At 72.0% G+C, this 25,029-nt stretch carries 25 protein-coding genes; 21 read left to right on the top strand and 4 right to left on the bottom strand.

Features of this window, described 5'->3' with window-relative positions; genetic code table 11:
- The first annotated feature begins 11 nt into the window (after positions 1 to 11).
- From A5481_RS07785 to A5481_RS07805, 5 genes are all read left to right on the top strand, one after another.
- Positions 12 to 938, top strand: coding sequence for a DMT family transporter (locus A5481_RS07785; protein ID WP_245239187.1), 927 nt, complete (start codon positions 12 to 14; stop codon positions 936 to 938).
- Between the two features lie 16 nt (positions 939 to 954).
- Positions 955 to 2,346, top strand: a complete 1,392-nt coding sequence (locus A5481_RS07790; RefSeq protein ID WP_048437081.1) for a TAXI family TRAP transporter solute-binding subunit — start codon at positions 955 to 957, stop codon at positions 2,344 to 2,346.
- A gap of 116 nt (positions 2,347 to 2,462) precedes the next feature.
- Positions 2,463 to 3,620, top strand: coding sequence for an aminotransferase (locus A5481_RS07795; protein WP_048437082.1), 1,158 nt, complete (start codon positions 2,463 to 2,465; stop codon positions 3,618 to 3,620).
- An 81-nt stretch (positions 3,621 to 3,701) separates the two neighbouring features.
- Positions 3,702 to 4,241, top strand: coding sequence for a DUF4112 domain-containing protein (locus tag A5481_RS07800; RefSeq protein ID WP_082173563.1), 540 nt, complete (start codon positions 3,702 to 3,704; stop codon positions 4,239 to 4,241).
- Positions 4,242 to 4,269: 28 nt separating this feature from the next.
- A complete protein-coding gene (locus A5481_RS07805) occupies positions 4,270 to 5,460 on the top strand; it encodes an ABC transporter permease (RefSeq protein ID WP_048437083.1) in 1,191 nt (396 codons plus the stop codon).
- Between the two features lie 417 nt (positions 5,461 to 5,877).
- Here the strand turns inward: A5481_RS07805 and A5481_RS07810 are convergent, their stop codons facing one another.
- The gene (locus A5481_RS07810) at positions 5,878 to 6,330 is read right to left on the bottom strand and encodes a cupredoxin domain-containing protein (protein WP_048437084.1); all 453 of its coding nucleotides are present in this window, start codon (positions 6,328 to 6,330) and stop codon (positions 5,878 to 5,880) included.
- Between the two features lie 239 nt (positions 6,331 to 6,569).
- Between A5481_RS07810 and A5481_RS07815 the strand changes: the two genes are divergently transcribed.
- The 5 genes from A5481_RS07815 to A5481_RS07835 all read left to right on the top strand — a co-directional run bounded on the left by A5481_RS07815 (position 6,570) and on the right by A5481_RS07835 (position 12,733).
- Entirely contained in the window at positions 6,570 to 8,204 is a 1,635-nt protein-coding gene (locus A5481_RS07815) for an ABC transporter substrate-binding protein (RefSeq protein WP_064503868.1), read from the top strand.
- A 229-nt stretch (positions 8,205 to 8,433) separates the two neighbouring features.
- A complete protein-coding gene (locus A5481_RS07820) occupies positions 8,434 to 9,411 on the top strand; it encodes an ABC transporter permease (RefSeq protein WP_048435861.1) in 978 nt (325 codons plus the stop codon).
- Between the two features lie 4 nt (positions 9,412 to 9,415).
- Positions 9,416 to 10,267, top strand: a complete 852-nt coding sequence (locus tag A5481_RS07825) for an ABC transporter permease (RefSeq protein WP_048435860.1) — start codon at positions 9,416 to 9,418, stop codon at positions 10,265 to 10,267.
- A complete protein-coding gene (locus A5481_RS07830) occupies positions 10,264 to 11,892 on the top strand; it encodes an ABC transporter ATP-binding protein (protein ID WP_048435859.1) in 1,629 nt (542 codons plus the stop codon). The genes A5481_RS07825 and A5481_RS07830 overlap by 4 nt, the downstream gene beginning before the upstream one ends.
- A gap of 49 nt (positions 11,893 to 11,941) precedes the next feature.
- A complete protein-coding gene (locus tag A5481_RS07835) occupies positions 11,942 to 12,733 on the top strand; it encodes a VOC family protein (protein ID WP_048435867.1) in 792 nt (263 codons plus the stop codon).
- A gap of 228 nt (positions 12,734 to 12,961) precedes the next feature.
- Here the strand turns inward: A5481_RS07835 and A5481_RS07840 are convergent, their stop codons facing one another.
- Together A5481_RS07840 and A5481_RS35685 are read right to left on the bottom strand one after the other, a co-directional pair.
- Positions 12,962 to 13,564: a PAS domain-containing protein gene (locus A5481_RS07840; RefSeq protein WP_156311989.1), complete on the bottom strand. Its 603-nt coding sequence runs from the start codon at positions 13,562 to 13,564 to the stop codon at positions 12,962 to 12,964.
- Positions 13,565 to 13,747: 183 nt separating this feature from the next.
- Positions 13,748 to 13,876: a hypothetical protein gene (locus A5481_RS35685; protein WP_280818899.1), complete on the bottom strand. Its 129-nt coding sequence runs from the start codon at positions 13,874 to 13,876 to the stop codon at positions 13,748 to 13,750.
- A 137-nt stretch (positions 13,877 to 14,013) separates the two neighbouring features.
- Here A5481_RS35685 and A5481_RS07845 point away from each other — a divergent pair, with 137 nt between their 5' ends.
- The 3 genes from A5481_RS07845 to A5481_RS07855 all read left to right on the top strand — a co-directional run bounded on the left by A5481_RS07845 (position 14,014) and on the right by A5481_RS07855 (position 16,064).
- Entirely contained in the window at positions 14,014 to 14,490 is a 477-nt protein-coding gene (locus A5481_RS07845; RefSeq protein WP_048435857.1) for a DUF2721 domain-containing protein, read from the top strand.
- Positions 14,491 to 14,557: 67 nt separating this feature from the next.
- Positions 14,558 to 15,025, top strand: coding sequence for a PRC-barrel domain-containing protein (locus tag A5481_RS07850; protein ID WP_048435856.1), 468 nt, complete (start codon positions 14,558 to 14,560; stop codon positions 15,023 to 15,025).
- Between the two features lie 7 nt (positions 15,026 to 15,032).
- Positions 15,033 to 16,064, top strand: a complete 1,032-nt coding sequence (locus tag A5481_RS07855) for a hypothetical protein (protein WP_064503869.1) — start codon at positions 15,033 to 15,035, stop codon at positions 16,062 to 16,064.
- Positions 16,065 to 16,119: 55 nt separating this feature from the next.
- Here A5481_RS07855 and A5481_RS07860 read toward each other — a convergent pair whose 3' ends face one another.
- A complete protein-coding gene (locus A5481_RS07860; protein ID WP_048435855.1) occupies positions 16,120 to 16,488 on the bottom strand; it encodes a hypothetical protein in 369 nt (122 codons plus the stop codon).
- 174 nt (positions 16,489 to 16,662) lie between these two features.
- Between A5481_RS07860 and A5481_RS07865 the strand changes: the two genes are divergently transcribed.
- The 8 genes from A5481_RS07865 to alr all read left to right on the top strand — a co-directional run bounded on the left by A5481_RS07865 (position 16,663) and on the right by alr (position 24,917).
- Positions 16,663 to 17,337: an HAD family hydrolase gene (locus A5481_RS07865; protein WP_197514158.1), complete on the top strand. Its 675-nt coding sequence runs from the start codon at positions 16,663 to 16,665 to the stop codon at positions 17,335 to 17,337.
- 79 nt (positions 17,338 to 17,416) lie between these two features.
- The gene (locus tag A5481_RS07870; protein ID WP_425339760.1) at positions 17,417 to 18,568 is read left to right on the top strand and encodes an alpha/beta hydrolase; all 1,152 of its coding nucleotides are present in this window, start codon (positions 17,417 to 17,419) and stop codon (positions 18,566 to 18,568) included.
- An 897-nt stretch (positions 18,569 to 19,465) separates the two neighbouring features.
- Entirely contained in the window at positions 19,466 to 19,954 is a 489-nt protein-coding gene (rpsF, locus tag A5481_RS07875; RefSeq protein ID WP_048435854.1) for a 30S ribosomal protein S6, read from the top strand.
- A 3-nt stretch (positions 19,955 to 19,957) separates the two neighbouring features.
- Positions 19,958 to 20,209 (top strand): 30S ribosomal protein S18, encoded by a 252-nt coding sequence (gene rpsR, locus A5481_RS07880; RefSeq protein WP_012332436.1) that lies wholly within the window; start codon positions 19,958 to 19,960, stop codon positions 20,207 to 20,209.
- A gap of 107 nt (positions 20,210 to 20,316) precedes the next feature.
- Positions 20,317 to 21,294 carry a DUF2232 domain-containing protein gene (locus A5481_RS07885; RefSeq protein WP_048435853.1) on the top strand — a complete coding sequence of 326 codons (978 nt, stop codon included), beginning with the start codon at positions 20,317 to 20,319 and terminating at the stop codon, positions 21,292 to 21,294.
- Positions 21,295 to 21,401: 107 nt separating this feature from the next.
- Positions 21,402 to 21,971, top strand: a complete 570-nt coding sequence (gene rplI, locus A5481_RS07890) for a 50S ribosomal protein L9 (RefSeq protein ID WP_048435852.1) — start codon at positions 21,402 to 21,404, stop codon at positions 21,969 to 21,971.
- Positions 21,972 to 22,237: 266 nt separating this feature from the next.
- Complete coding sequence (locus tag A5481_RS07895; protein ID WP_048435851.1) at positions 22,238 to 23,725, top strand: replicative DNA helicase; 1,488 nt, start codon at positions 22,238 to 22,240, stop codon at positions 23,723 to 23,725.
- Between the two features lie 94 nt (positions 23,726 to 23,819).
- Positions 23,820 to 24,917 carry an alanine racemase gene (gene alr / locus A5481_RS07900; protein ID WP_048435850.1) on the top strand — a complete coding sequence of 366 codons (1,098 nt, stop codon included), beginning with the start codon at positions 23,820 to 23,822 and terminating at the stop codon, positions 24,915 to 24,917.
- Positions 24,918 to 25,029: the final 112 nt, after the last annotated feature.

Consider the following 25,029-nt stretch of genomic DNA (forward strand, 5'->3'; position numbering starts at 1 on the left):
GCTGAACCCCCGTGTCGATCGCCGCGCTCCTCTATCCCTTCATCCTGGTGGCCGGTGCGCTGCAGGCGCTCGGCAACGCGATGAACGCGCAGCTGCGCGGCCGGATGGTCAATCCGTGGCTCGCCGCCACGGTGTCGTTCCTGCCGATCGTGTTCGTCTTCGTCACCCTGTTCCTGGTGATGCCGACGCCGCTGCCGAGCCTCGAGACCCTGGGCAAGATGCCCTGGTACGCGCCCCTCGGGGGCCTCGCCGGCGCGGTCGCGGTGTTCGGCGGGCTCGCCTTCATCGACAAGGTCGGGGCGGGGCCGTTCAACGGCCTGACGCTGACCGCCAACATCATCACCTCGCTGGCCCTCGACGCCTTCGGGCTGTTCGGCCTCCAGGCCGCCGGGTTCAAGCCGCTGCCCTGGCTCGGCGGGCTCCTGATGGCGGCCGGCGTGGTGTTCATCGCGCGTACGGCGGGCAAGAAGGACGAGGGCGAGAGCCACGGCATGGGCGGCAAGCTGCTCTACCCGTTCATCCTGGTCGCCGGGGCCCTGATGGCGATCGGCGTGGTCTGGAACTCGCAGCTGCGCGGGGCGCTCGTCAATCCGTGGCTCGCCGCCGCGGTGTCGTTCGTGCCGGTCGTCTTCGCCTTCGCGCTGATGTTCCTGCTGAAGCCGTCGCCGCTGCCGACCCGCGAGGATCTGGCGGGCGTGCGCTGGTGGATGCCGCTCGCCGGCATCACCGGGGCGGTCGCGGTGTTCGCCGGCCTGCTCTTCGTCGACAAGGTCGGGGCCGGCGCGCTCAACGGCCTGCTCATCACCGCCAACCTCCTGACCTCGGTCGCGCTCGACCATTTCGGCTGGCTCGGCATGCGCCAGGTCAAGGCCGGCCCGCCGCGGTTGCTCGGCGCCGCCCTGATGGTCGGCGGGATCGTGCTGATCTCGGTGTTCTGACGGGATCCCCGCGCCGATGCCCGCCCTCCCGGACTGGGTCCTGCGGCGCGAGACCTTCGCGGCCCTGGTCGTCGCGGCGCTCGCCGCGGCGATCGGGGTCGCGCTCTATCTCAGTCAGGCGACGACGCTCACCATCGCGGTGGCGCCGCGGGACGGGACCGAGCCCGCCCTCATCAAGGCCTATGCCGACGCCCTGGAGACCGGACGCGAGAACATCCGGCTCAAGATCCTGTCCTTCGAGGACGTGCGCGAGAGCGCGGCGGCCCTCCAGGACGGCCGGGCCGACCTCGCGGTGGTGCGGCCAGACGTGCTGCTGCCGAAGAACGGCCTGACGCTCGCGATCCTGCGCGACCAGGCGATGCTGATCGTCTCGCCCGAGGGCTCCGGCATCACGAGCTTCCCGAAGCTGTCGGGGAAGCGCCTCGGCATCGCGGCCCATCGCAGCGCCGATTTCTGGCTGCTCAAGAACATCCTCGCCTACTACAACCTGACGCTGGAGAATCCCGAGGCGGCGCCCGCGGCCGTGCCGGTGCCCGGCAACACGGTGCGCCTCGTCGCCATCGACGGGTCGGACGCGGCGGCGGCAATCCGCGACAAGCGCATCGACGCCTTCGTCAGCATCATCGCCGCCTCGGCACCGAAGGCGCGGGCGCTGGTCGAGGCGGTGCGGGGGGTCGGCCGCGCCGGCAAGCTCGACTTCGTCGACGTGGCCGACAGCGACGCGGTGATCGAGCGCTTCCCCCGCCTCCAGGCGGTCACCGTGCCGGCCGGCCTGTTCGGCGGACGGCCGAAGCTGCCGGCCGACGACGTCAAGACGGTCGGCGCCTCCTACCGGCTGATGGCCCGCACCTCGCTCAGCCGCGCCGTCGCCGCCGACGTCACCCAGCACCTGTTCGAGCTGCGCACCGCCGCCGCCGAGGAGACCGACGCGGCGGAATACGTCCAGGCTCCGGCCTACGAGACCACGGTCGCGGCGACGAGCGCCCGCATCCCGATCCATCCCGGCGCCATCGACTATTTCGAGCGCGAGCAGCACGGCTTCGTCGAGCGCTACGGCGACACGCTCTACCTGCTGGCGGCCCTCGGGGGCGGCCTCGCCTCGGCGGTGGCCTGGCTGCGCCAGCGCCTGGCGAGCCTGCGGCGCGAGCGCATCGACGAGGTGACCGACCGGCTGCTCGAGATCACCGACCAGGCGCGGTCCCTGCGCGACCCGGAGACGATCGCCGGCCTCGCGGTCGAGATCGACAGGCTCGCCATCGAGGTCGTGCGCGACATGCGCCGGCGCGAGCTCGATACGCGCACGATGACGGCGGTCTCGATCGCCATCGAGACCGCGCGGGCGACGGTGGCGGATTGCCGGATCGTAGCGGACGGGACGGGAGCGCCCGCCGCGCCGCCGGTCGCGTGACCGCCCCGTCGCTCCGGTCGTGACCTGACGTCCCAGGGGCCGCGCCGCTCGGTTCCGTCCGGCCCCCCGGCATGGTAGCGAGGCGCCGTCCCGTCCTTTCGAACCCGCTGCCCCGCATGAACCCCATCTTCGCCGACCTGCCGACCACCGTGTTCGAGGTGATGTCGGCGCTCGCCCGCGAGACCGGCGCCGTGAATCTCGGCCAGGGCTTCCCGGACGATCCGGGCCCGGCCGACGTGCGCGCCAGGGCCGCCGAGGCGGTTGTCGAGGGCTGGAACCAGTACCCGCCGATGATGGGGCTGCCGGAGCTGCGCCGGGGAATCGCGCAGCACTACGCCCGCTGGCAGGGGCTCGACCTCGATCCCGACACCGAGGTGATGGTGACCTCGGGCGCCACCGAGGCGCTGGCCGGCGCCCTGATGGCCCTGATCGAGCCCGGCGACGAGGTCGTGCTGTTCGAGCCGATGTACGACGCCTACCTGCCGCTGGTGCGCCGGGCCGGCGGCGTGCCGCGCTTCGTCACCCTGACGCCGCCGCACTTCCGGATCACGGACGAGGCGCTCGCCGCCGCCTTCTCGCCGCGCACCAAGGTCGTGCTGCTCAACAACCCGCTCAACCCCTCCGCCACGATCTTCCCCGACGAGGACCTGGCGCGGCTCGCCGGCTTCTGCCAGCGCTTCGACGCGGTGGCGCTCTGCGACGAGGTCTGGGAGCACGTCGTCTTCGACGGCCGCCGCCACAAACCCCTGATGGCGTTCCCGGGCATGCGCGAGCGCACGGTGAAGATCGGCTCGGCCGGCAAGATCTTCTCGCTGACCGGCTGGAAGGTCGGCTTCGTGATGGCGGCGCCCGGGCTCATGAAGGGGCTCGCCAAGGCGCACCAGTTCCTCACCTTCACCACGCCGCCGAACCTCCAGGCGGCGGTGGCCTACGGCCTGTCGAAGGACGACGCCTATTTCGAGGGGATGCGGGCCGACTTCGCCCGGGCCCGGGACCGGTTCGCGGGCGGCCTGACGGAGCTCGGCTTCAGCGTGCTGCCATCCGCCGGCACCTACTTCCTCAACCTCGACATCGCCCCCCTGGGCGAGAGCGACGACGTCGCCTTCTGCGAGCGGCTGGTGCGGCAGCACGGCGTCGCGGCGATTCCCGTCAGCGCCTTCTACGCCCACAGGCCGGTGCGGACCATCGTGCGGTTCTGCTTCGCCAAGCGCGACGACACCCTCGACCGCGCCCTCGAGCGCCTGCGCGGCCTCGCACCCGGGCGCGCGGCCTGATGCGGGGCCTCCTTGTCGGACCGGGGGAGCGGGGCCACATCCCGGAGCATGAGCACCACGCACACGCTCCGGAGCCCCGGGATGACCTCTTCGCAGACGGCCGGCCGCGTCCCGCCCTTCGGGGCAGGGTCTTTCGGGCAAGGCAGCGACTTCAAGGAGAACCGCTTCACGCAGGACGATCCGTTCGGCCTGCGCGCCAAGGCCGGGCAGTCCACGATCGATCAAGGTCTGGCCGGCTCGAGCCCCGAGCAGGTGCTGGCGCGGCTCGAATTGCTGGCGCACATCCTCGACACCGCGATCCTGCTGCCGGGCAACCGGCGCATCGGCCTCGACGCGATCGTCGGCCTGATCCCGGTGATCGGCGACGTGATCACCACGGCGATCTCGTCCTACATCGTCTGGGAGGCGCGCCGCCTCGGTGCGCCGCGCTGGCTGATCGCCCGCATGGCGGCGAACGTCGCGATCGACGGCGTGGTCGGGGCGGTGCCGCTGATCGGCGACCTGTTCGACGCCGCCTTCAAGGCCAACCGCCGGAACGTGCAGCTGCTGCGCAATCACCTGGAGCGCAGCGGGACGCTGAGGCCCGGCGTGATCGACGTCACCGCGACCCGCATCGACTGACGCATACCGCCCGGCCGGGGGACGCCGCATGAACCAGCGCCCTCCGGCCCCCGAGCTCGACGCGATCCCCGTCACTTCGCCGGCGGCGGGACCGGTGAGCCTGCCGCTTCCGGGTCCGACCGGCACCGGGCGGCTGTCGCCGCTCAACCGGCGACGGCTCGCCAACTTCAAGGCCAACCGGCGCGGCTACTGGTCGTTCGTCCTGTTCTGCCTGATGTTCGTGTCGAGCCTCTTCGCCGAGTTCATCGCCAACGACCGGCCGATCGTCGTCTCCTACAAGGGCGAGATCCTGTTCCCGATCGTGGTCGACTATCCGGAGGAGACGTTCGGCGGCTTCCTCGCCCGCACCGACTTCCGCGATCCGGTGATCGCCAAGGAGATCGCCGAGCACGGCTGGGCGATCTGGCCGCCGATCCGCTTCTCCTACGACACCCACAACCTCGACCTGCCGGTGCCGGCCCCCGCGCCGCCGACCTGGCTCCTCACCGACGCGCAGTGCAAGGCGGTGGCCGAGAAGACCGGCGGCTCGACCTGCCGCGACATCGAGTGGAACTGGCTCGGCACCGACGACCAGGGCCGCGACGTCGCCGCCCGGCTGCTCTACGGCTTCCGCCTCTCGGTGCTGTTCGGCCTGACCCTGGCGATCGTCTCGTCGGTGATCGGCGTGCTCGCCGGGGCGGTGCAGGGCTATTTCGGCGGCTGGGTCGACCTGGTGTTCCAGCGGGTGATCGAGATCTGGACCGCGATTCCGTCGCTCTACCTGCTGATCATCATCTCGTCGATCATCACGCCGAGCTTCTTCGTGCTGCTCGGGATCCTGCTGCTGTTCTCCTGGGTGTCGCTGGTCGGCGTGGTGCGGGCGGAATTCCTGCGCGCCCGCAACTTCGAGTACGTGCGCGCCGCCCGGGCGCTCGGGCTGTCGAACGGCCGCATCATGTTCCGCCACCTCCTGCCCAACGCCATGGTGGCGACGCTGACCTTCCTGCCCTTCGTGCTGAACGGCTCGATCACCACGCTGACCTCGCTCGACTTCCTCGGTTTCGGCCTGCCGCCGGGCTCGCCCTCGCTCGGCGAGATGCTGGCGCAGGGAAAGGCGAACCTGCAGGCGCCGTGGCTCGGCCTGACGGGCTTCGCGGTGATCGCCGTGACCTTGAGCCTGCTGATCTTCGCCGGCGAGGCGGTGCGGGACGCCTTCGATCCGCGGAAGACGTTCCGGTGAGGGCGGACGGGCCGCCATCGGAGACCAACGGCAGCCCTGATTGGAAGCAACCTCCAAGATTTTGATTTTACCTTGAAATTTTGAGCGCGTGATTCCCGCTCCCACTTGCGAGAGGGAGACCTGTGCGAAACTGAAACCGCCTTTGGCCGCAAGGCGTGCAGACACTCGCCGCCTCGTTTCATCCGCAAGGGACGGAAAAGCCGGCAAACAACTGATACGAAATCCGGAAGATCACTTCCGGATTTCGTATCGCGAGCCCGCGCGGCGTCTGAGCGAAGCCGATTTCCGCATCGCGAAGCGATCAATCGGAAATCGTATGAAACCCTCGGTCATCCCGGGCTCTCGACGTCGCCGAGCCCCGGGATGACATCGAGGGTGAGATGACGGGGGTTATGCTTCGTCTCGGGCCTGAAGCGTCTACTTCGCCGGATCGACCAGCGTCAGCTTGCCCTCGAACGGCCTGTCCTGCTTCGAGGTGGCGGTGCAGCCGTAGGTGTACTCGCCCGGCGCGATGGTGCGCAGGCGGATCTCGCCCTTGCCGTTGGCCTTGACCAGGTAGGCGTCGTTGCTCGCCACGTGGACGACGTCGCCGTTGGCGTGCAGCACGTTCTTGTTCTGGAAGATCTGCGGCGCGGTGAGCGAGACCTGCAGGTTCGACTGGTTGGTCACGTGCAGGTCGACGTTGCTCTGGGCCGGCAGGCGCAGCTCGGCGGGGGCGCAGGCCGGCACGCCGTTCTCGGCGGTGATCGTCACCTCGACCGGGGGCATCGCGTCGGTCTTGGGCGGCGGCAGGTCGTTGGCGGCGCGGGCGCCGCTCGTGAGGACGACGGCGAGGAGGGCGGCCGCAGCGGCGCGGGTCGGGAACGGCATCGGGGGCTCCTGTCGGAGGGGGTTGACGGGGGTCGAGGCCTGAACGCCATCGCGCGGCCGATGTTTCCCCCCGCGACCCGATGCCCGTGCGGCGGACAAGAGACGACAACTCTTCTATCCGATGGCGCCGCCGGAGACGAATCGTCTCCGGACAAGGCGGAAATTGCCGCGCTTCGTCCATTGCGCCGGCGCTGCATTGCAGCAAGGATGGCGCCCGAACGACGACGGGGACCCGAAGGATGATTATCGACCGCCGCGACGCCCTCAAGCGGGCCGGCCTCCTCGCGCTCGGCACCGCGGCCTGGAGCCCGGCGGCCCTGACGCGCGCGCTGGCCCAGGGCGCGGCCCAAGCGACCGCCCAGGCGCCCCGGCGCGGCGGCGTGCTGACGGTGCAGCTCAACGGCGAGCAGCGGGTGCTCAACCCGGCGATCCGCGCCTCGACCGGCGTCTACGTCATCACCTCGAAGATCGTCGAGCCGCTGGTCGACCTCGACCAGGACGGCAAGCCGGCCGGCGTTCTGGCCACCGCCTGGGAGGCGGCGCCCGACGGCAAGACCGTGACCTTCAAGTTACGCCCGGGCGTGACCTGGCACGACGGCAAGCCCTTCACCTCCGCGGACGTGCAGTACACCGCGATGGAGATGTGGAAGAAATACCTCAACTACGGCACGCAGCTTCAGCAATACCTCGACGCCGTCGACACCCCCGATGCCCACACGGCGGTGTTCCGCTATTCCCGGCCGATGCCGCTCGACCTGCTGCTGCGGGCTCTGTGCGACCTCGGCTACGTCGCGCCGCGGCACGTCTTCGAGGGCACGAACGTGCTCGAGAACCCGGCCAACACCGCGCCGATCGGCACCGGGCCGTTCAAGTTCGTCGGCTATGAGCGCGGCCAGCACGTCATCGCGGAGCGCAACCCGAGCTACTGGCGCGAGGGCTTCCCCTATCTCGACCGGATCGTCTGGCGCTTCATCACCGACAAGGCGGCGGCCTCCGCCGCGCTCGAGACCGGCCAGGTCCAGCTCTCGACGTACAACGCGCTGGCGCTCGCCGATCTCGACCGGCTGAAGTCGGATCCGCGCTTCACCGTGTCGAGCAAGGGGCTGGAGGCCAACGCCTTCAACAACACGCTCGAGTTCAACACCCGCCGCAAGGAACTCTCGGACGTCAGGGTGCGCCGGGCGATCGCGCACGCCATCGACGTGCCGTTCTTCATCGAGAACTTCATCTACGGCCTCGGCAAGCCGGCGACCGGGCCGATCCCGTCCTCCTCGACCGCCTTCTACCCGGACAACCCGGTCCCCTACCCGTTCGACGCGAAGAAGGCGGCCGCGCTCCTCGACGAGGCCGGCTACAAGCGCGGGGCGGGCGGCACCCGCTTCGCGCTGAAGCTCGTGCCGATCATGAACGGCGAGGACGTGCCCTTGCTCGCCACCTTCATCCAGCAATCGCTGCAGGCGGTGGGCATCAAGGTCGACATCGTCAACCTCGACACCGCGGGCGCGCTGTCCACGGTCTACCGTGACTGGAACTTCGACCTCGCCACCGGCTGGCACCAGTATCGCGGCGACCCGGCGGTCTCGACCACCGTGTGGTACCGCTCCGGCTCGCCGAAGGGCGCGCCCTGGACCAACCAGTACGGCTGGCAATCCGACCTCGTCGACCGCCTCACCGACGAGGCGGCGAGCGAGCTCGATCCGGGCAAGCGCAAGGCGCTCTACGCCCAGTGGGTGCGTGCGGTGAACGACGAGATCCCGGTCTGGATGATGACCGAGCGCACCTTCCTGTCGGCGACGAGCAAGCGCGTACACGGCGACCACAACACCCCGCGCTGGGGCTCGGCCGACTGGCACGATGCATGGATCGAGGCGTGAGAGCTTCGTCGATGACGCGCGCCACGCTCAACCCTCCCCCCGCTGCGGGGGAGGGTGGCTCCCGGAGGGGGCCGGGAGAGGGGCGGCGCGACGCCGATCCAGCGCGCACCCTCCGGAACGGTTCCGCCACATCCGGACACGCGGTTCCCCTCTCCCGCCCCACTCCGTGGGGCACCCTCCCCCGCGGAGGGGGGAGGGTTCGAGGCGTCGCGGCGCCCGAGGCTATCCGATGACCATCCTCCTCCTGGCGCTCCGCCGCCTCGCCGCCAGCCTGCCGACGCTCCTCGTCATCCTGGCGGGGCTGTTCCTGCTGCTCCAGCTCGCCCCCGGCGACACGGTCGACGCCCTGATGGCCCAGATGGGCGGCGGCGATCCGGCGACCGCCGAGGAGCTGCGCCGCTATTACGGGCTCGACCTGCCGGCGGCGGCCCAGCTCGCGCGCTATCTCTGGCGGCTGGTGCAGCTCGACCTCGGCCAGTCGGCGATCTACGGCAAGCCCGTCGCGACGGTGATCGCCGAGCGGCTGCCGGTGACGCTGATGCTGATGGGAGCCTCCCTCACCCTCGCCTTCCTCGGCGGGACCTTCCTCGGCGTGCTCGCGGCCCGGCGGATCGGGCAATGGCCCGACACCCTGATCTCGACGCTGGGCCTGATGTTCTACGCCACGCCCTCGTTCTGGTTCGGCCTGATGGGGATCGTGCTGTTCGCGATCCATCTCGGCTGGCTGCCGGCCGGCGGCTTCGAGGAGGTCGGCGCCGGCCATACCGGCCTCGCGCGGGTGCTCGACATCGCCCGCCACCTCGTCCTGCCGACCCTGACGCTGGCTCTCGTCTTCCTCGCAACCTACCTGCGGATCATGCGCGCCTCGATGCTGGAGGTGATGAGCCTCGACTACGTCCGTACCGCCCGGGCGAAGGGTTTGGGCGAGACCGGCGTGATCGTGCATCACGCATTGCGCAACGCGCTCCTGCCCATGGTGACGCTGGTGGGCCTGCAGGCCGGCACGATGCTCGGCGGCTCGGTGGTGGTCGAGAGCGTGTTCGCGCTGCCGGGCCTCGGGCGGCTCGCCTACGAATCGGTGGTGCAGCGCGACCTCAACACGCTGCTGGGCATCGTGTTCGTCTCGGCGCTCCTCGTCATCACGGTCAATTTCGCGGTCGATCTCGTCTACGGCCGGCTCGATCCGCGCATCGCGGCGGGGCGCTGACGCGATGGCGGCCCTGCAGCGCTACCTGCGCAATCCAGCGGCGATTCTCGGCGCCGTGCTCCTCCTGCTGGTGATCGCGGTGGCGCTCGCCGCGCCGGTGCTGTTCCCCAAGGACCCGCTCGGCCTCGCCGGCCGGCCGCTGCAATGGCCCTTCGCCAACCCGAAGGTCTGGCTCGGCACCGATTCGAGCGGGCGCGACATCGCCGCCCAGGTCTTCCACGGCGCCCGGGTCTCGCTGCTGATCGGCCTCGTCGCGACGGTGATCGCCATCGCGATCGGCATCGCGGTCGGGGCGGTGGCGGGCTTCTACGGCGGCCTCGTCGACGACGTCCTGATGCGGGTGACGGAGGCGTTCCAGACCCTGCCGAACTTCCTCCTGCTCCTCGTGCTCGTCGCGGTGTTCGGCTCGGACATCACGACCGTCACGGTGGCGATCGGCCTCGTCTCCTGGCCGGCCCCGGCGCGGCTGACGCGGGCGGAGTTCCTGACCCTGCGCAACCGCGAATTCGTCCAGGCCTGCCGGGTGCTCGGCATGGGCGACATCCGCATCATCGCCCGCGAGATCCTGCCCAATGCGCTCCCCCCGGTGATCGTCTATGCCAGCGTGGTGATGGCGGTGGCGATCCTGCTCGAGAGCGCGCTCGCCTTCCTCAACCTGTCGGATCCGAACGTCGCCTCCTGGGGCAACCTGATCGGGGCCGGGCGCGGCGTGCTGCGCACCCAATGGTACGTCTCGGCGATTCCCGGCGTCGCGATCCTGGTGACGGTGCTCGCCGTGTCCCTGGTCGGCCAGGGCCTCAACGACGCCCTCAACCCGCGCCTGCGCGGCCCCGCCCCGGTCAAGGCCGCATCATGAGCGAGCTTCTCTCGGTCCAAGGCCTCTCGGTCCGCCTGCCGCCGGGGGGCGACCGCAGCCACGCGCTGACCGACGTCTCGCTGGCGCTGGCGGCGAACGAGATCCTGTGCGTCGTCGGCGAGTCCGGCTCGGGCAAGTCGGTGCTGGCCAACACGGTGATGCGTCTGCTGCCCCCGGGCGTGCGGCCCGACGGCGGCGCGGTGCTGTTCCAGGGCCGCGACCTCGTCGATGCCTCGGAGGCCGAGATGCGGCGCCTGCGGGGGCGTCAGATCGGCATGATCTTCCAGGAGCCGATGACGGCCCTGAATCCCCTGCGCCGGGCCGGCGACCAGATCGCCGAGACCTTCCGCATCCACACCTCCCTCAGTGCCCGCGAGATCCGCGAGAAGACCCTGGCGCTGCTCGCCGAGGTGCGGATGCCGGACCCGGCCGCGGCGCTCCGGGCCTATCCGCACGAATTGTCCGGCGGGCAGCGCCAGCGGGTGATGATCGCGATGGCGCTGGCGCTCGAGCCGGCTCTCCTCATCGCCGACGAGCCGACGACCGCCCTCGACGTGACGACGCAAGGGCGCATCCTGGCGCTGATCCGCGAGATCCAGCAGCGGCGCGGCATGGGCGTCCTGTTCATCACCCACGATTTCGGCGTGGTGGCGGAGATCGCCGACCGGGTCGCGGTGATGCAGGCCGGCCGCCTCGTCGAGGAAGGACCCGCGGATGCCGTGCTCAACCGGCCGCGGGCGCCCTACACGCAGGCGCTGATCGCCGCGGTGCCGCCGCTCCTGCCGCGGTCGCGCGCACTCGCCGACGCCCCGGCGATCCTGGCGCTCGATCACGTCTCGAAGACCTACCGCAAGGGCGGCGGCCTCCTGCCCGGCCGGGCCCGGGTCACGCATGCGGTGAGGGACGTCGGGCTGTCGCTGCCGCGGGGCACGACCCTCGGCATCGTCGGCGAATCCGGCTCCGGCAAGTCGACGCTGGCGCGCTGCATCGTGCGGCTGCTCGATCCCGAGACCGGCACGATCCGCCTCGGCGACACCGATCTGGCGGCCCTGACGCGCCGGGAGATGCGCGCCCAGGCCCGCCGGGTGCAGATGGTGTTCCAGGATCCCTTCGCCTCGCTCAACCCGCGGCGCCGGGCCGGCGAGCTGGTGGCGCAGGGGCCGATGCTGCAAGGCGTCTCCCGCTCCGAGGCGCTGGCGAAGGCGCGCGAGCTGTTCGGCCTCGTCGGGCTCGATCCCGCCGCGATGGACCGGTTCCCGCACGAGTTCTCCGGCGGCCAGCGCCAGCGCATCGGGCTCGCCCGGGCGCTGGCGCTCGAACCCGAGGTGCTGGTCGCCGACGAGCCGGTCTCGGCCCTCGACGTCTCGGTCCAGGCCCAGGTGCTGGCGCTCCTCGACGACTTGCGCGACCGCCTCGGCCTGTCGATGCTGTTCATCACCCACGACCTGCGGGTCGCCGGCCAGATCTGCGACCGCATCGCCGTAATGAAGGACGGCGAAGTCGTCGAGTCCGGCCCGACCGCCGAGGTCTTCGCCGCCCCGCAGGCCGCCTATACCCGCGCCCTCCTCGACGCGGTGCCCGGCCGCTCCTGGATCCCGGCGCGTCCCCAAGCACCCGCGGCCTGAAATGACTGCCTGCGGCCTGACGTTCCCGCCGCCCGAAGAGGATCACCCGATGTCCCTCACCCTCGATCACCTCGTCATCGCGGTCGCCGACCTCGACGCCGCCTTCGCGGATTACTCGAGCCTCGGCTTCACGGTGATCCGCGGCGGCGAGCACCAGAACGGCATCACCCACAACGTGCTGGTGGTGCTCGAGGACGGCGCCTACCTGGAGCTGATCGCCTTCAAGAAGCCCGAGCCGGGCAACCGCTGGTCGGAGGTCTATCACCGCGCCGGCGAGGGCTTCCTCGACCACGCGCTCCTGCCCGGCGACATCGAGGCCGTGGTGAAGGCGGCGCAAGCCCGCGGGCTCGACATCGCCGATCCGATAGCCGGCGGCCGCTTCCGGCCGGACGGCGCCCGCCTCGACTGGAAGACCGCCCGGGCTCCGGGCTCCGACGTGCCGTTCCTGTGCGGCGACGTCACGCCCCGCTCCCTTCGCGTGCAGGAGGGCGACGTGCGCCGCCACGACAACGGCGTCACCGGGGTCGCGTCGCTGACGGTGGCGGTGCGCGACGCCGCGGCCTCGCGCGCCCGCTACGCCGCCCTGCTCGGCACCGGGTCCGAGGCGCCGGTGGTCGAGGCCGAGATCCTGGGGAGCCCGGCCCATGCCGTGACGCTGCCGCTCGGTCCCGCCACCACCGTCACCCTGGCGAGCCCGGCGGGGAGCGGCGGGGCGCTGGCCGACGCGCTGGCCGCCCGGGGCGAGGGCCCGGTCGCGGCGGTGTTCCGGGCCGGCCGGGCCGCGGGCGACCTCGACCTCGCGCTCACCCACGGGGCGCGGCTGGCGATCGCGGCGGGCTGAGCGGGCGGGCACCGGCGAGGCCCTGCGCTCAAGCGCATCTCGAGATCAAGTCCCCCTCCTGGTCGGCAGGGGCTTGATGAGCAGGCTCCGATACCGCGGCACCTTCGAACGGACTCGAAGGTGCCGGGCAAGTCCGAATGGGCGCCGGCGCTGATGCGCCGGATGCCTTCGCATCGACGTGTCGATGCGAAGGCGCGAGGGTATGAGACAGGTCCGGACGAGCGGAGCCTAGTTCCTCCACGCCGGCGGCACAGGCTCGGCGGCGAGGCGGCGGCCGACCTCCAGCAGGAGCATGTCGGCGAGACGGCGCAGGAACGGATCGCGACACTCGTCGACGGCGCGGCGGAGGGCGAGGCCGTGCTCGGCGGCGCGCTCGAGCGGAGAATCCGGGGTGTCGACGTCGGCTTCCGCTTCGTCCCCGGCGTCCGTCGGGCAGCCCGTCAGGTCGATGATGACGCCCCGCCCCTCGATCGGTCGACCCGCATCGTCGTGGACGCAGCGACCGCAGGACAGGACCCGGCGCACGGATCCGTCCCGCGACAGCAGCCGGTAGGTGACGACGTAGGACCCGCCCTCGTCGGCTGCCCGCTGGATGCGAGCCTTCACCGCTCCGCGGTCCTCCGGGTGGATGCGGGCGAGGAGGAGGGGGATCGGGGCGCCGCTGCGCAGGTCGGCCGGTTCGAGCTCGTACAGCGCCGCCATCCGGGCATCGCCGCACAGGACGTTGCGGCCGATGTCCCACTCCCAGGTCGCGACCGCATCCGGCGCCGCACACGCCGCGGCCAGCCCTTCCGGCGGAAGCTCCGCCGTTCCCTCACCTGTTCCCCGCACGCACCCCTCCGTCCATCCGAGTCCCGCGGGCGGGTCGTCTGCCCGAGAGAATCATCGCAACCATTGCGAGCACCAGTAGTTTTGCACTACCTCGTCGTCAAGCTTTGCAGGGGAAATCGGCGCCGGACCGGCAATGCAGTCGCACGTACGATCAGCATGGCCACAGCGGAAGCGGGGATATCGCTAAAATTCGAGACGATGACGCATGACCACACCACGGCGCGCATCCGGGACGGCTTCGCGCAGCCGCTCGCTTGATTGCATACTCCAATAAAGTATTTTAAAGACGAAGTTTCCCATGCCGGCCTTCACGCGCGCTCTCCTCGCCCGGCCAGGACCGCCCGCCCCGCGATGCGGCCCGGGCAGGGCCGCCCTACATCGCGGCGGGCGCCCTCTCCGGCCCGTCCTGGCGCGCGGCGCGCACCCGTCTTCTCTCTGTCCGGCCCCGCATGATCCCCTCCGCCGATCCGTCCCAGGTCGACTCGACCGCCCACATCATCCAGGTGGCGCTGACGCCGGTCTTCCTGCTCTCGGGCATCGCGACGCTGCTCAACGTCTTCTCGACCCGGCACGCCCGCATCGCCGACCAGGTCGAGAAGCTGTCCGACCGCATCGCCGAGCGGCCCGGCGACCGGGCGAAGCTCCGGGACCTGCGCCGGCGCAGCCTCGCCCTCGACGTCGCGGTGGTGATCGCGGCGTTCGGCGGCGTCGCGATCTGCGGCGCGGTCCTGACCCTTTTCGTCGGCACCCTGCGGGATGCCGCGGTGGCGAGCGTGCTGTTCGCGTTGTTCGGCACCGCGATCGTCTGCACCCTCGCCTCGCTCGCCGCCTTCGCGGTCGAGATGATGCTGGCGAGCCGCACCGTGCGCACCGAGGTGGCCGAGCAGCAGCAGGAGGAAACCGCCGAGGACGCGGCGACGCGGTGAGGGCGGAACCGCGGCCGGGCCGGCCGGTTCCCAGAGGACCCCTTCCCTCCCCGCAGCGGAGCCCGCCATGCCGACCGACCTGCCAGGAAGAGACCTCTCCCAAGGGAGCGCCGCGCCGAACGAACGCCCCCTGCGCGAGCCCGGCTCGATGGAGCTCGACCCCTCCGGCGACGGCGTCGCCCTCGACGAGACCCGCCGGCTGATCGCCTCGAACAAGGTCGAGGGCACGGCGGTCTACGACCGCAAGGGCGAGCACCTCGGCAGCGTCTACAACTTCATGGTCGACAAGGTCTCGGGGCAGGTCGCCTACGCGGTCCTGTCCTTCGGCGGCTTCCTCGGCTTCGGCGAGCACTATCACCCGGTGCCCTGGAAGTCCCTGACCTACGACGTGCGGCTCGGCGGCTACGTCATCGACATCGATGCCGACACCCTGGCCGGCGCGCCGCGCCACGGCCCGGACGAGGACCCGTTCGCGGATCCGTCCTATGGCGGGCGGCTCGACGACTATTACGGCGGCCGCGCCCCGACGATCTGAGGCGGCCATGGGCGACGAGGGGCGGCAAGACGAGCGGCAAGACGAGCGGCAGGACGACCGGCCAGCCGAGCGCGACGCGCCCGCCGGCGAGGTCGCCCGCGGGGCCGGCTTCGCGGTGGCGCCCGGGACCCTCAAGCGCCCCGGCGTGCTGGTGGCGATGCCGTTCGACCGCGCCCTGCTCGCCCGCTTCAAGGACACGTTCCCGACCGCCCGCTGGCGGCGCAAGCTGCGGCGCTGGTTCGTGCCCGGCACCACCGCCGAGCAGCGGGCCGATGCCTGGATCGCCCGGGAGATCTCGTCGCTCGACGCCTACGGCGACGACAAGGGCCGCGACGCCTACGCCTTCGAGCCGCTGGAGAGCCCCTATCTCACGGCGGGCGCCGAGGCGCTCCTGGTCCGCACGCCCTATTCGCGCACGGTCGTCGATACCTTGCGCACCATCCCGTTCGCCGCCTGGGCGCCGGAGATCCGGGCCTGGCGGGTGCCCTGGCGCTCCTACGAGGCGCTGAAGGAAGTGTGGGACGGGATCGAGGAGGCGGCGCGCTCGAGCGAGCCGGCGGCGCGCCGGGCCCGGCGCGAGGCCGCCCGCGACCCCGCGGCCGAGGCGGAGCGCCGCCGCCGGCGCCACCCGGTGCCGCGGGCCGACCCGCCGCCGCTCGGCGCGGCGGTGGAGGTGGCGCAGGCCGGTGTGGTAGTGTTCGAGGCCCTCGACGACGCCCCCGTCGCCGAGACCGCGGCGCTGGCGCACTATCCCGGGATCACCGCGGACGGGCCGCTGGTCTGGGGCTGGTGGCGGATCCCGACACCCGCCGAGATCGCCGACACGGTGCCGGCGGCGGCGCCGGACGCGCCCGGCCGCGGCTGGTGGCCGGCGACCCGCGCCGGCCTGGAGGAGCGCCTGCGGCGCCTGCGCGAGACCGCCCGGGCGCAGGCGACCCGGGCCGCCAGGACGACCCGGGAGAAGGGCGCTCAGGAGAAGAGCGCTCGGGAGACGACTGCCCGGCACAAGCGGGAACCGGCAGAGTCCCGATCCCGCTAGGGCCGTGGCCCCGGAACTTGCAGCCCCGGGACTTGCAGCCCCGGAACTTGCCGCCTCAGAACTTGCCGCCGAGGCCGACCGAGCCGCCCGAGCCGATCGAGGGCGACAGGCTGCTGCCGCCGCTGCCGCTCGGCCCGCCTTCGCCCTCGATCTCGTCGCGGCGGATGCGGCGCGGCGCGGCGCTCAGGGTGTCGCTGCCGCGGGTGCTCGACGGGACGTTGAGGCGGCGCGTCGGCTCGGTCGCCGCCTGGGCGAGGTCGCCGTTGCTGCGGGCCGGCAGCTTCACGTCGCCGCGCAGGGAGGGCGGCGGGCCGACGTCGCCCGCCGGGAGCACGCCGCCGACCTGGCCGAGGGGATTGTTGATGCAGCCGCCCGCGAGCGCGGCCACGGCCACGACGAGGCAGGCTCTGGACAGGACGGACATCGGTGCTTCCCACTTCACGTCTTTGCGAAGACCGCCCCGCCGGCCGGCGGAAAGCGGCGTTGCCGAACCTCTAACGATCGGGACGGCCGAAGGCCAGCCGCACCGCCGGCAGCGCGCGGAACCCCGGCGCTTTGCCGGGCTTTCGTGCCTGGCTGCAACAGACGAGGCCCCGCCATGATCCGCAACCTGATCTTCGATATCGACGGGACCCTGCTCGACAGCGTCGACCTGCATGCCGAGGCCTGGGCCGAGGCCTTCCGCGCCTTCGGGATCGCGGTGCCGGTCGACGCGGTCCGCGGCCAGATCGGCAAGGGCGGCGACCAGTTGATGCCGGTCTTCGTGCCCGAGGAGCGCCTGGAGCGCGAGGGCGAGACGATCGAGACATTCCGCTCGGAGCTGTTCACCCGGGACTACCTGCCGAAGGTCAGGCCGTTCCCGGGCGTGCGGGCCCTGTTCGAGCGGCTGAAGGCGGAGGGCCACGTTCTGGCGCTCGCCTCCTCGGGCAAGGCGGACGAGGTCGCGCGCTACCAGGAGATCGCCGGCATCCGCGACCTCGTCGACGTGGCGACGAATTCCGACGAGGCCGAACGCTCGAAGCCGCATCCCGACATCTTCGACGCGGCCCTCGCACGGCTCGGGCACCCGGCCCGGGGCCAGGCGGTGGTGATCGGCGACTCGCCCTACGACGCCGAGGCGGCGGTCAAGGCCGGGCTGCCGGTGATCGGCGTCCTGTGCGGCGGCTTCCCGGAGGCGGATTTGAGCGCGGCCGGCTGCGCCGCGATCTACCGCGACCCGCAGGACCTGCTCGACGGCTACGCGAGCTCGCCCCTGCGGCGCGGGATGCCGTGAGGCGAAGCGCGGGCGTCTTGTCGGATGAGGGCGGGCGTGCGAATCGTGCGGGGTTCCCCGCTGACAGGACCCGCGCCCATTGCCCGGCCCGCGCCGCCCCGCCGCCCTGCTGACCCTCGCCTGCCTGACCGCCGCCCTGTCGGGCGGTCCGGTCGTGGCGCAGAATGCGGCGGCCCCGAACGCCGACGCCTCGGACTTCGCCCGGCTCGAGGCGGCCCAGAACGCCGCCAACGCCAAGCCCGGCCCGCGCACCGTGCCGGGCCGGCGCATCCCGGTGCCGGGCACGGTCAGCCCCGAGTTCCAGGCGGCGATCGCCGCGCCCTACCAGACCCCGGCCTGGAACGCCGATCCGGGCAGCGCGGCGGAGTGGAAGGCCCTGGTCACCCGGCTCGCCGCCCAGACCGCCGCGCCGCTGCCGGCCCTGCGCGAGCGCCTCGGCGTCGTCTCGACCCCGGAGGTGATCGGCGGCGTCAAGGCCTGGATCATCGCCCCCAAGGAGGTGCCGGAGCGCAACCGCCACCGGCTGCTGATCCACATCCACGGCGGCGGCTACGTCTACAACCCGGGCGAGGCCGGCACGCTCGAGGCGGTGCTGATGGCGGCCTTCGGCGGCTTCACGGTGATCTCGTTCGACTACCGCATGCCGCCCGACGCGCCCTACCCGGCGGCGATGGACGACGCCATGGCGGTGTGGAAGGCGGCGCTCGCCCTGCAGCCGGCCGAGAACATGGCGGTGTTCGGCACCTCGACCGGCGGCGGCATGACGCTGGCGCTGATGCTGCGGGCCAAGCGCGAGGGCGTGGCCCTGCCGGCCGCCATCGCGCCGGGCACGCCGTGGTCCGACCTGACCGAGACCGGCGACAGCTACAAGGCCAACGAGTGGCTCGACAACGTGCTCGTCTCCTATGACGGCGTGCTGACCCGGGCGGCCCGGCTCTACGCCGCCGGCCACGACCTGCGCGACCCCCAGCTCTCGCCGATCTACGGCGACCTGCGCGGCCTGCCCCCGACCATCCTGACCACCGGCACCCGCGACCTGTTCCTGTCGAACACCGTGCGCACCCATCGCAAGCTGCGCCAGGCCGGGGTCGAGGCCTCGCTCCAGGTGTTCGAGGGCATGAGCCACGCCCAGTACCTGTTCGATCCGGCCGCGCCGGAGACCCGCGAGGTCTTCACCGAGATCGCCGGCTTCCTCGACAAGCATCTCGGGGCGACGGCGAAGAAGCCGTAGTACCGGCGTCAGGCCGCCCGCACGGTATCGAGGACGCAGCCGAGCGCAGCGCGATCGGCTGCGTCCTCGGCAATGCTTCAACGGTTCGATGCGACGCGCGCCGGAGGCCGGCTTCCGAAACGGCGCCTCGTTCCTCCTCCGATCCCGGCACGCCCGCCCGTCTCCGCCCGGCGGATCGATTCAGCCGAGCTCGGCCGAATCCGGGGCGGCGCGCTGCCGCTCAGCGACCAGATCCCGCGCCCGCGCCACCGCCACGGCGCGGTAGACCTGCACGGCGAGGCCGGCCGCCTCCGCCGTCGGGGCCGGACCCGGGCGGGCGCGCAGGTAAGCGCCGAGCGTCGGCGACCAGGAGATCGGCCACGCCGTGCAGCGCCCGCCCGGCGCGGTCGCGGGCGGCGACCCGCTCGGCCTCGTCGACGAGGTCGGCGAGGGAGAGGGCGCCGGCCGGCGGCACGGAGCTGTCGGGCCGGGGGGCCGCTGCCGAGGCCATCGTGCGGGATTCCTGGGAAGCGATCGGTGGACGAACGTTGCGGCAGCCTAGGGCAGCACGGTTACGCGGGGCTTAGCAGCCGGCGCTCCGCCGACACCCTAGCCCAAGGCCGCCCGCCCGGCCCGTCGGCGTTTCCGCGCCGGGACCCCCTTGCCCTTTCCCGTCAACCTGCTATAGGCCGCGCCTCGCGTTCGCTCCGGCCGGGGGCTGAACGGACGGCGGCGGGCTCATCGCCCGTCGTAGGGGCTCGCCCCGTCGTCCGGTGTCTCCGCCTTCGAACAACCGCTCGGGCCTTTGCAGGCTCGAAGGGCTTGGCGCCGTGCGACGCGAGGACGAACCGGCCCGACGCCAGAACCGCACCCGCGACTTCGGGCAGCGGGCCAAAGTCTCCCTGAGAAAGGCCCATCATGGCTCTCTACGAGCATGTGTTCCTGGCTCGCCAGGACGTGACCTCGCAGCAGGTCGAAACGATGATCGAGACCTACAAGTCCGTCATCGAGCAGAACGGCGGCAAGGTCGAGAAGACCGAGATGTGGGGGGTGAAGTCCCTCGCCTACCGCATCCGCAAGAACCGCAAGGCGCACTTCACCCTCCTGAACATCGACGCTCCCCCGGCGGCCCTCGCCGAGATGGAGCGCCAGATGCGCATCTCCGAGGACGTGCTGCGCTTCATGACCGTGCGCGTCGAGGAGCTCGAGTCCGAGCCGTCCGCGATGATGCAGAAGCGTGACCGCGACGAGCGCAAGGACCGCGAGCGCGGCCGTCGCCGCGACGACGACGGCTTCGCCGGCGGCTTCGGCGGCGGCGATCGCGCGGAGCGCGGCGATCGCCCGGACCGCGGCGACCGTCCGGAGCGGGCCGAGCGGCCTGAGCGCAACACGAACGAGGAGCAGTAAGCCATGGCTTTCGGTGCTGGTGGCGGCGGTGGCCGTCGTCCGTTCTTCCGTCGGCGCAAGACCTGCCCGTTCTCGGGCCCCAACGCCCCGAAGATCGACTACAAGGACGTGAAGCTGCTCTCGCGCTACGTCTCCGAGCGCGGCAAGATCGTGCCCTCGCGCATCACGGCGGTGTCGGCCAAGAAGCAGCGCGAGCTCGCCCAGGCGATCAAGCGCGCCCGCTTCCTGGGCTTCCTGCCCTACGTGATCCGCTAAACCTCCGATCAACAACCCGGCGGCTCCCGCCGCCGGGTCGCTGGGGCGGTGATCCACCGCCTCTAACCCCGCCCGGACCGGGCGGCGGGACAGCGGACGGGTTCTCCATGCTTCGTCATACCGGCATCGGCGTCGTCGCCGGCCTCGCCTCGGCGCTCCTGATCGGGGTCGTCGTCCAGGCGACGCCGCTCGCGCTGGCGCTCTACCTGCTCGCCCCGCTGCCGATCCTGATCGTCGCGATGGGCTGGAGCCACCGGACCGGCCTCGTCGCCGCGGCCTCCGGCACGCTCGCCCTCGCGCTCGCCTCCTCGCCCCTGCGCGGCCTCGCCTTCCTGGTCTCGACGGCGCTCCCCGCCTGGTGGCTCGGCTACCTCGCGCTGCTCGGCCGCCCCAAAGTCTCCGGTGGGACGGCGGCCGGCGGGATGGAATGGTACCCGACCGGGCGGCTGCTCGCCTGGGTCGCCGTCACCGCGGCGATCGCCCTCATCGTCGTGGTGATGCTGTCCTCGGGCGACCACGCCGCCTACCAGGAGCGGGTCCGCCGCCTCGCCCGGGCGATGCTCCAGCTCCAGATGCAGGAGACCCCGTCCCGGGGCGCCGGGCTCGAGGAGGACGACCTCGCTCGCATCGCCGAGCGGGTCGCCGGCCTCGCCCCCGCCATCATGGCGACGACCTTCACCCTGCTGCTGACCTTCTATCTCTGGGCCGGCGCCCGGGTGGTGCAGATCTCGGGCCGCCTGGCCCGGCCCTGGCCGGACCTTCCCGCCACCGCCCTGCCGCGCCGGGCCCTGTGGGCGCTGCCGGTCGGGGCCGTGCTCGCGGCGGCGCCCGGCTACGCCGGCGCCTTCGGGGTCGCGCTGCTCGGCGCCTTCGCGGCCGCCCTGGCGCTGCAGGGCCTGGCGGCGCTGCACGACCGCAGCCGGGGCAAGCCCGGCCGCACGCCGCTCCTCGTCGGCCTCTACGTGCTGGTGTTCCTCACGCAGGGCCTGGCGCTCGCCGCCCTCTCGCTCTTCGGCCTCGTCGACGCCCTCACCGGGCGGCGCCGGCCGGCCGAGGCTCCTCCGAAGGCTCCTCCGGTAGCCTGACACGCCATCCCCGGACCGCCCACGGGCGGTCCGGTTCCCCGAAGGCGGCCCGTTCCGCCATCACCACCCGGAGGCCCGCGAGGCCTCGCATTGGAAGGACGACGACCATGGAAGTGATCCTGCTCGAGCGCGTGGCCAAGCTCGGCCAGATGGGCGAGACCGTGAAGGTGAAGGCGGGCTTCGCCCGCAACTTCCTCCTCGCCCGCGGCAAGGCCCTGCGCGCCACCGAAGGCAACAAGAAGCGCTTCGAGGACCAGCGCGCCCAGCTCGAGGCCCGCAACCTCGAGCGCCGCTCGGAGGCCGAGAAGGTCGGCGAGACCCTCAACGGCAAGAGCTTCGTGCTGATCCGCCAGGCCGGCGAGACCGGCGTGCTCTACGGCTCGGTCTCCCCGCGCGACCTCGCCGAGGTGGTCACCCAGGAGGGCTTCTCGGTCAACCGCGACCAGTTCAACATCGCGCAGCCGATCAAGACCCTGGGCCTGCACACCGTTCCGGTGGTGCTGCACCCCGAGGTCGAGGTCGCCGTGACCGTGAACGTCGCCCGCAGCCCCGAGGAGGCCGAGCGTCAGGCCCGCGGCGAGTCGACCACCACCCGCGAGGAGTTCAACCTCGACGACCTCGGCCTCGAGGTCGGTGCCGCCCTCGCCGAGGCCGGCCCGGAGGCGGACGACCGCTGAGCCGTCCCCAAGCCGTCCCGTCCTCCCGGGCGGGATAGCCGGGACAGCGGGGACAAGCCCGGCAACCGGGGTTGACTTGTTCCCAGTTTGTTCCAGCATGGCGGGGTCCGCGACGCGAGTCGCGGGCCCCGCTCTCGTTTCAGGCCCCTCCCGCCGTCCTTCGGTCAAGGTTTGGTCAACGATAGCGGTGCGATGGTCGCCGCCGCGTTTGACGATCCGACACCACGTCCCCTCTCGCCGCCCCCTCTCGCCCGGAGCCCCGCCGGATGGCCATTCCCAGCACCCTGACGGCGAACCTCGAGCCCGTGCAGCAGGAATACCGCGTCGCCCCCCACAACATCGACGCCGAGCAGGCCCTGCTCGGCGCGATCCTGGTCAACAACGACGCCTTCTACCGGGTCTCGGACTTCCTGCTGCCCGAGCACTTCATGGAGGAGGTGCACCGGCGGATCTACGAGGTGTCGATCACGCTGATCAAGGCCGGCAAGCTCGCGAGCCCGATCACGCTCAAGACCTATCTCGGCGACGCGGACCTCGGCGGCCTGACCGTCGGCCAGTACCTCGCCCGGCTCGCCGCCGAGGCCACCACGGTCATCAACTCCGAGCATTACGGCCGCACGATCTACGACCTGGCGCTGCGCCGGCGCCTGATCACGATCGGCGAGGACCTGGTCAACGGCGCCTACGAGGCCCCGGTCGAGACCTCGCCGCGCGAGCAGATCGAGGCGACCGAGCGCCGGCTCTACGAGCTCGCCGAGACCGGCAAGTACGACGGCGGCTTCCAGAAGTTCTCCGACGCCCTGACGGCGGCGGTCGACATGGCGGCCAAGGCCTACCAGCGCGAGGGGCGGCTGTCGGGCATCGCCACCGGCCTGTCCGACCTCGACGCCAAGATGGGCGGCCTGCAGGCCTCGGACCTGATCATCCTGGCCGGCCGGCCGGGCATGGGCAAGACCTCGCTCGCCACCAACATCGCGTTCAACATCGCGAAAGCTTACGTGGGAGAGAAGCAGCCCGACGGCTCGATCGCGACCAAGAACGGCGGCATCGTCGGCTTCTTCTCGCTCGAGATGTCGGCCGAGCAGCTCGCCACCCGCATCATCGCCGAGCAATCGGGCGTCGCCTCCTACAAGATCCGCCGCGGCGACATCCGGCCGGAGGAGTTCTACAAGATCACCGACGCCGCCCGGGACATGCAGACGATCCCGTTCTACATCGACCAGACCGGCGGCATCTCGATCGCCCAGCTCGCGGCGCGCGCCCGCCGGCTCAAGCGCCAGCGCGGCCTCGACCTCCTCGTCGTCGACTACCTCCAGCTCCTGTCGGGCTCGTCCAAGAAGGGCGAGAACCGGGTGCAGGAGATGACCGAGATCACCACCGGCATGAAGGCGCTCGCCAAGGAGCTGGCGGTGCCGATCGTCGCCCTGTCGCAGCTCTCGCGCCAGGTCGAGGCCCGCGACGACAAGCGGCCGCAGCTCTCGGACCTGCGCGAATCGGGCTCGATCGAGCAGGACGCCGACGTGGTGATGTTCGTGTTCCGCGAGGAATACTACGTCAAGAACAAGAAGCCGCGCGAGGGCACGGAAGAGTTCTTCACCTGGGAGGCCGAGATGAACCGCGTCTACGGCAAGGCCGAGGTGATCCTGGGCAAGCAGCGCCACGGCCCCACCGGCACCGTGGAACTCCAGTTCGACGCCGAGATCACCCGGTTCTCGAACCTCGCTCAGAGCGACCGGCTGCCCGACAACCACTGACGCGCCGGCGGCCCGACCGAAAGCCGGGCCGCCCCTCGCCGCGGCCTTGGCGCTGCCCCCTTCGGGCGATAGACCGGGCGCCAGGAGCGAGATCATGACCGAGCCCACCCCGATCGGCCACGGCGGCCGCCTCACCGTCGACCTCGCGGCCTTGCGGGCGAACTGGCGGCGCCTCGCCCTGGAGGCGGAGTGCCCGGAGACCGCCGCCGTCATCAAGGCCGACGCCTACGGCTGCGGCATCGCCCGGGCCGCGCCGGCCCTGTGGGAAGAGGGCTGCCGCACCTTCTTCGTCGCCCACCTGTCGGAGGGGCTCTCCGCCCGCGAGGCGCTGCCCGAGGCGGCGATCTACGTGCTCAACGGCTTCCCGCCGGGCCGCGCCCGGGCCTACCGGGATGCCGATCTCCGCCCGGTGCTCGGCTCGCGGGACGAGGTCGCCGAATGGGCGGCGGCGAACCGGGACGCGGGCACGGTCCGCCCGGCGGCCCTCCACGTCGATACCGGCATGAACCGCCTCGGCGTCTCGGTGCCCGACGCCCTGGCGCTCGCCGGCGACCCGGTCGTCGCGCAGGCCGGCATCGACCTCCTGATGAGCCACCTCGTCAGCGCCGAGGTCGAGCACGATCCCCTCACCGACCACCAGGCCGCCGAGTTCGCCCGGGTGCGCGCCGCCTATCCGGGGATCCGGGCCTCGCTCGCCAATTCCTCGGGCGACTTCCTCGCCTCCTGCCGCGCCGACCTGGCGCGGCCGGGCTACGCGCTCTACGGCGGCAACCCGCGCCCCGGCCGCGACAACCCGATGCGTCCGGTGGTGCGGCTGGACGCCGGCATCCTCCAGGTCCGCGAGGTCGAGGCCGGCGCCACCGCCGGCTACAACGCCCGCTGGGTCGCCCGCGGCCCCCGGCGCCTCGCCACCCTGTCGCTCGGCTACGCCGACGGCTACCCGCGGTCCTCGACCGGCCGCGGCGAGGCCGTGGTCGGCGGCGTGCGCTGCCCCTTCGCCGGCAACGTCTCGATGGACCTCATCATCCTCGACGTGAGCGAGGCGCCGCGGGAGGCCCTGCACCGCGGCGCGCCCGCGACGCTGATCGGTGACGGGCTCGACCTCGACACGGTCGGGCGCAACGCCGGCACGATCGGCTACGAGATCCTGACCGGGCTCGGGCGGCGCTACGAGCGGGTCTACCGGGACTGATCTTCGAAGATCCGGTACGGAGCCGGCGCAGCGCACGCGCCTCGCCCCTTTCGAAAAGACGGTTTTGCTTGCGCCCGGTTGGCGCTAGGCTCCGGTCCGGAGCGTCGGGGCG

It is taken from the genome of Methylobacterium platani, assembly GCF_001653715.1.
Lineage (GTDB): Bacteria > Pseudomonadota > Alphaproteobacteria > Rhizobiales > Beijerinckiaceae > Methylobacterium > Methylobacterium platani.

Bases quoted from the DNA above. Each gene is read 5' to 3' on its own strand.
- A5481_RS07790 (WP_048437081.1), top strand. From the start codon at position 955: ATGCCCGCCCTCCCGGACTGGGTCCTGCGGCGCGAGACCTTCGCGGCC.
- A5481_RS07795 (WP_048437082.1), top strand. From the start codon at position 2,463: ATGAACCCCATCTTCGCCGACCTGCCGACCACCGTGTTCGAGGTGATG.
- A5481_RS07800 (WP_082173563.1), top strand. From the start codon at position 3,702: ATGACCTCTTCGCAGACGGCCGGCCGCGTCCCGCCCTTCGGGGCAGGG.
- A5481_RS07805 (WP_048437083.1), top strand. From the start codon at position 4,270: ATGAACCAGCGCCCTCCGGCCCCCGAGCTCGACGCGATCCCCGTCACT.
- A5481_RS07810 (WP_048437084.1), bottom strand. From the start codon at position 6,330: ATGCCGTTCCCGACCCGCGCCGCTGCGGCCGCCCTCCTCGCCGTCGTC.
- A5481_RS07815 (WP_064503868.1), top strand. From the start codon at position 6,570: ATGATTATCGACCGCCGCGACGCCCTCAAGCGGGCCGGCCTCCTCGCG.
- A5481_RS07820 (WP_048435861.1), top strand. From the start codon at position 8,434: ATGACCATCCTCCTCCTGGCGCTCCGCCGCCTCGCCGCCAGCCTGCCG.
- A5481_RS07825 (WP_048435860.1), top strand. From the start codon at position 9,416: ATGGCGGCCCTGCAGCGCTACCTGCGCAATCCAGCGGCGATTCTCGGC.
- A5481_RS07830 (WP_048435859.1), top strand. From the start codon at position 10,264: ATGAGCGAGCTTCTCTCGGTCCAAGGCCTCTCGGTCCGCCTGCCGCCG.
- A5481_RS07835 (WP_048435867.1), top strand. From the start codon at position 11,942: ATGTCCCTCACCCTCGATCACCTCGTCATCGCGGTCGCCGACCTCGAC.
- A5481_RS07845 (WP_048435857.1), top strand. From the start codon at position 14,014: ATGATCCCCTCCGCCGATCCGTCCCAGGTCGACTCGACCGCCCACATC.
- A5481_RS07850 (WP_048435856.1), top strand. From the start codon at position 14,558: ATGCCGACCGACCTGCCAGGAAGAGACCTCTCCCAAGGGAGCGCCGCG.
- A5481_RS07855 (WP_064503869.1), top strand. From the start codon at position 15,033: ATGGGCGACGAGGGGCGGCAAGACGAGCGGCAAGACGAGCGGCAGGAC.
- A5481_RS07860 (WP_048435855.1), bottom strand. From the start codon at position 16,488: ATGTCCGTCCTGTCCAGAGCCTGCCTCGTCGTGGCCGTGGCCGCGCTC.
- A5481_RS07865 (WP_197514158.1), top strand. From the start codon at position 16,663: ATGATCCGCAACCTGATCTTCGATATCGACGGGACCCTGCTCGACAGC.
- rpsF (WP_048435854.1), top strand. From the start codon at position 19,466: ATGGCTCTCTACGAGCATGTGTTCCTGGCTCGCCAGGACGTGACCTCG.
- rpsR (WP_012332436.1), top strand. From the start codon at position 19,958: ATGGCTTTCGGTGCTGGTGGCGGCGGTGGCCGTCGTCCGTTCTTCCGT.
- A5481_RS07885 (WP_048435853.1), top strand. From the start codon at position 20,317: ATGCTTCGTCATACCGGCATCGGCGTCGTCGCCGGCCTCGCCTCGGCG.
- rplI (WP_048435852.1), top strand. From the start codon at position 21,402: ATGGAAGTGATCCTGCTCGAGCGCGTGGCCAAGCTCGGCCAGATGGGC.
- A5481_RS07895 (WP_048435851.1), top strand. From the start codon at position 22,238: ATGGCCATTCCCAGCACCCTGACGGCGAACCTCGAGCCCGTGCAGCAG.
- alr (WP_048435850.1), top strand. From the start codon at position 23,820: ATGACCGAGCCCACCCCGATCGGCCACGGCGGCCGCCTCACCGTCGAC.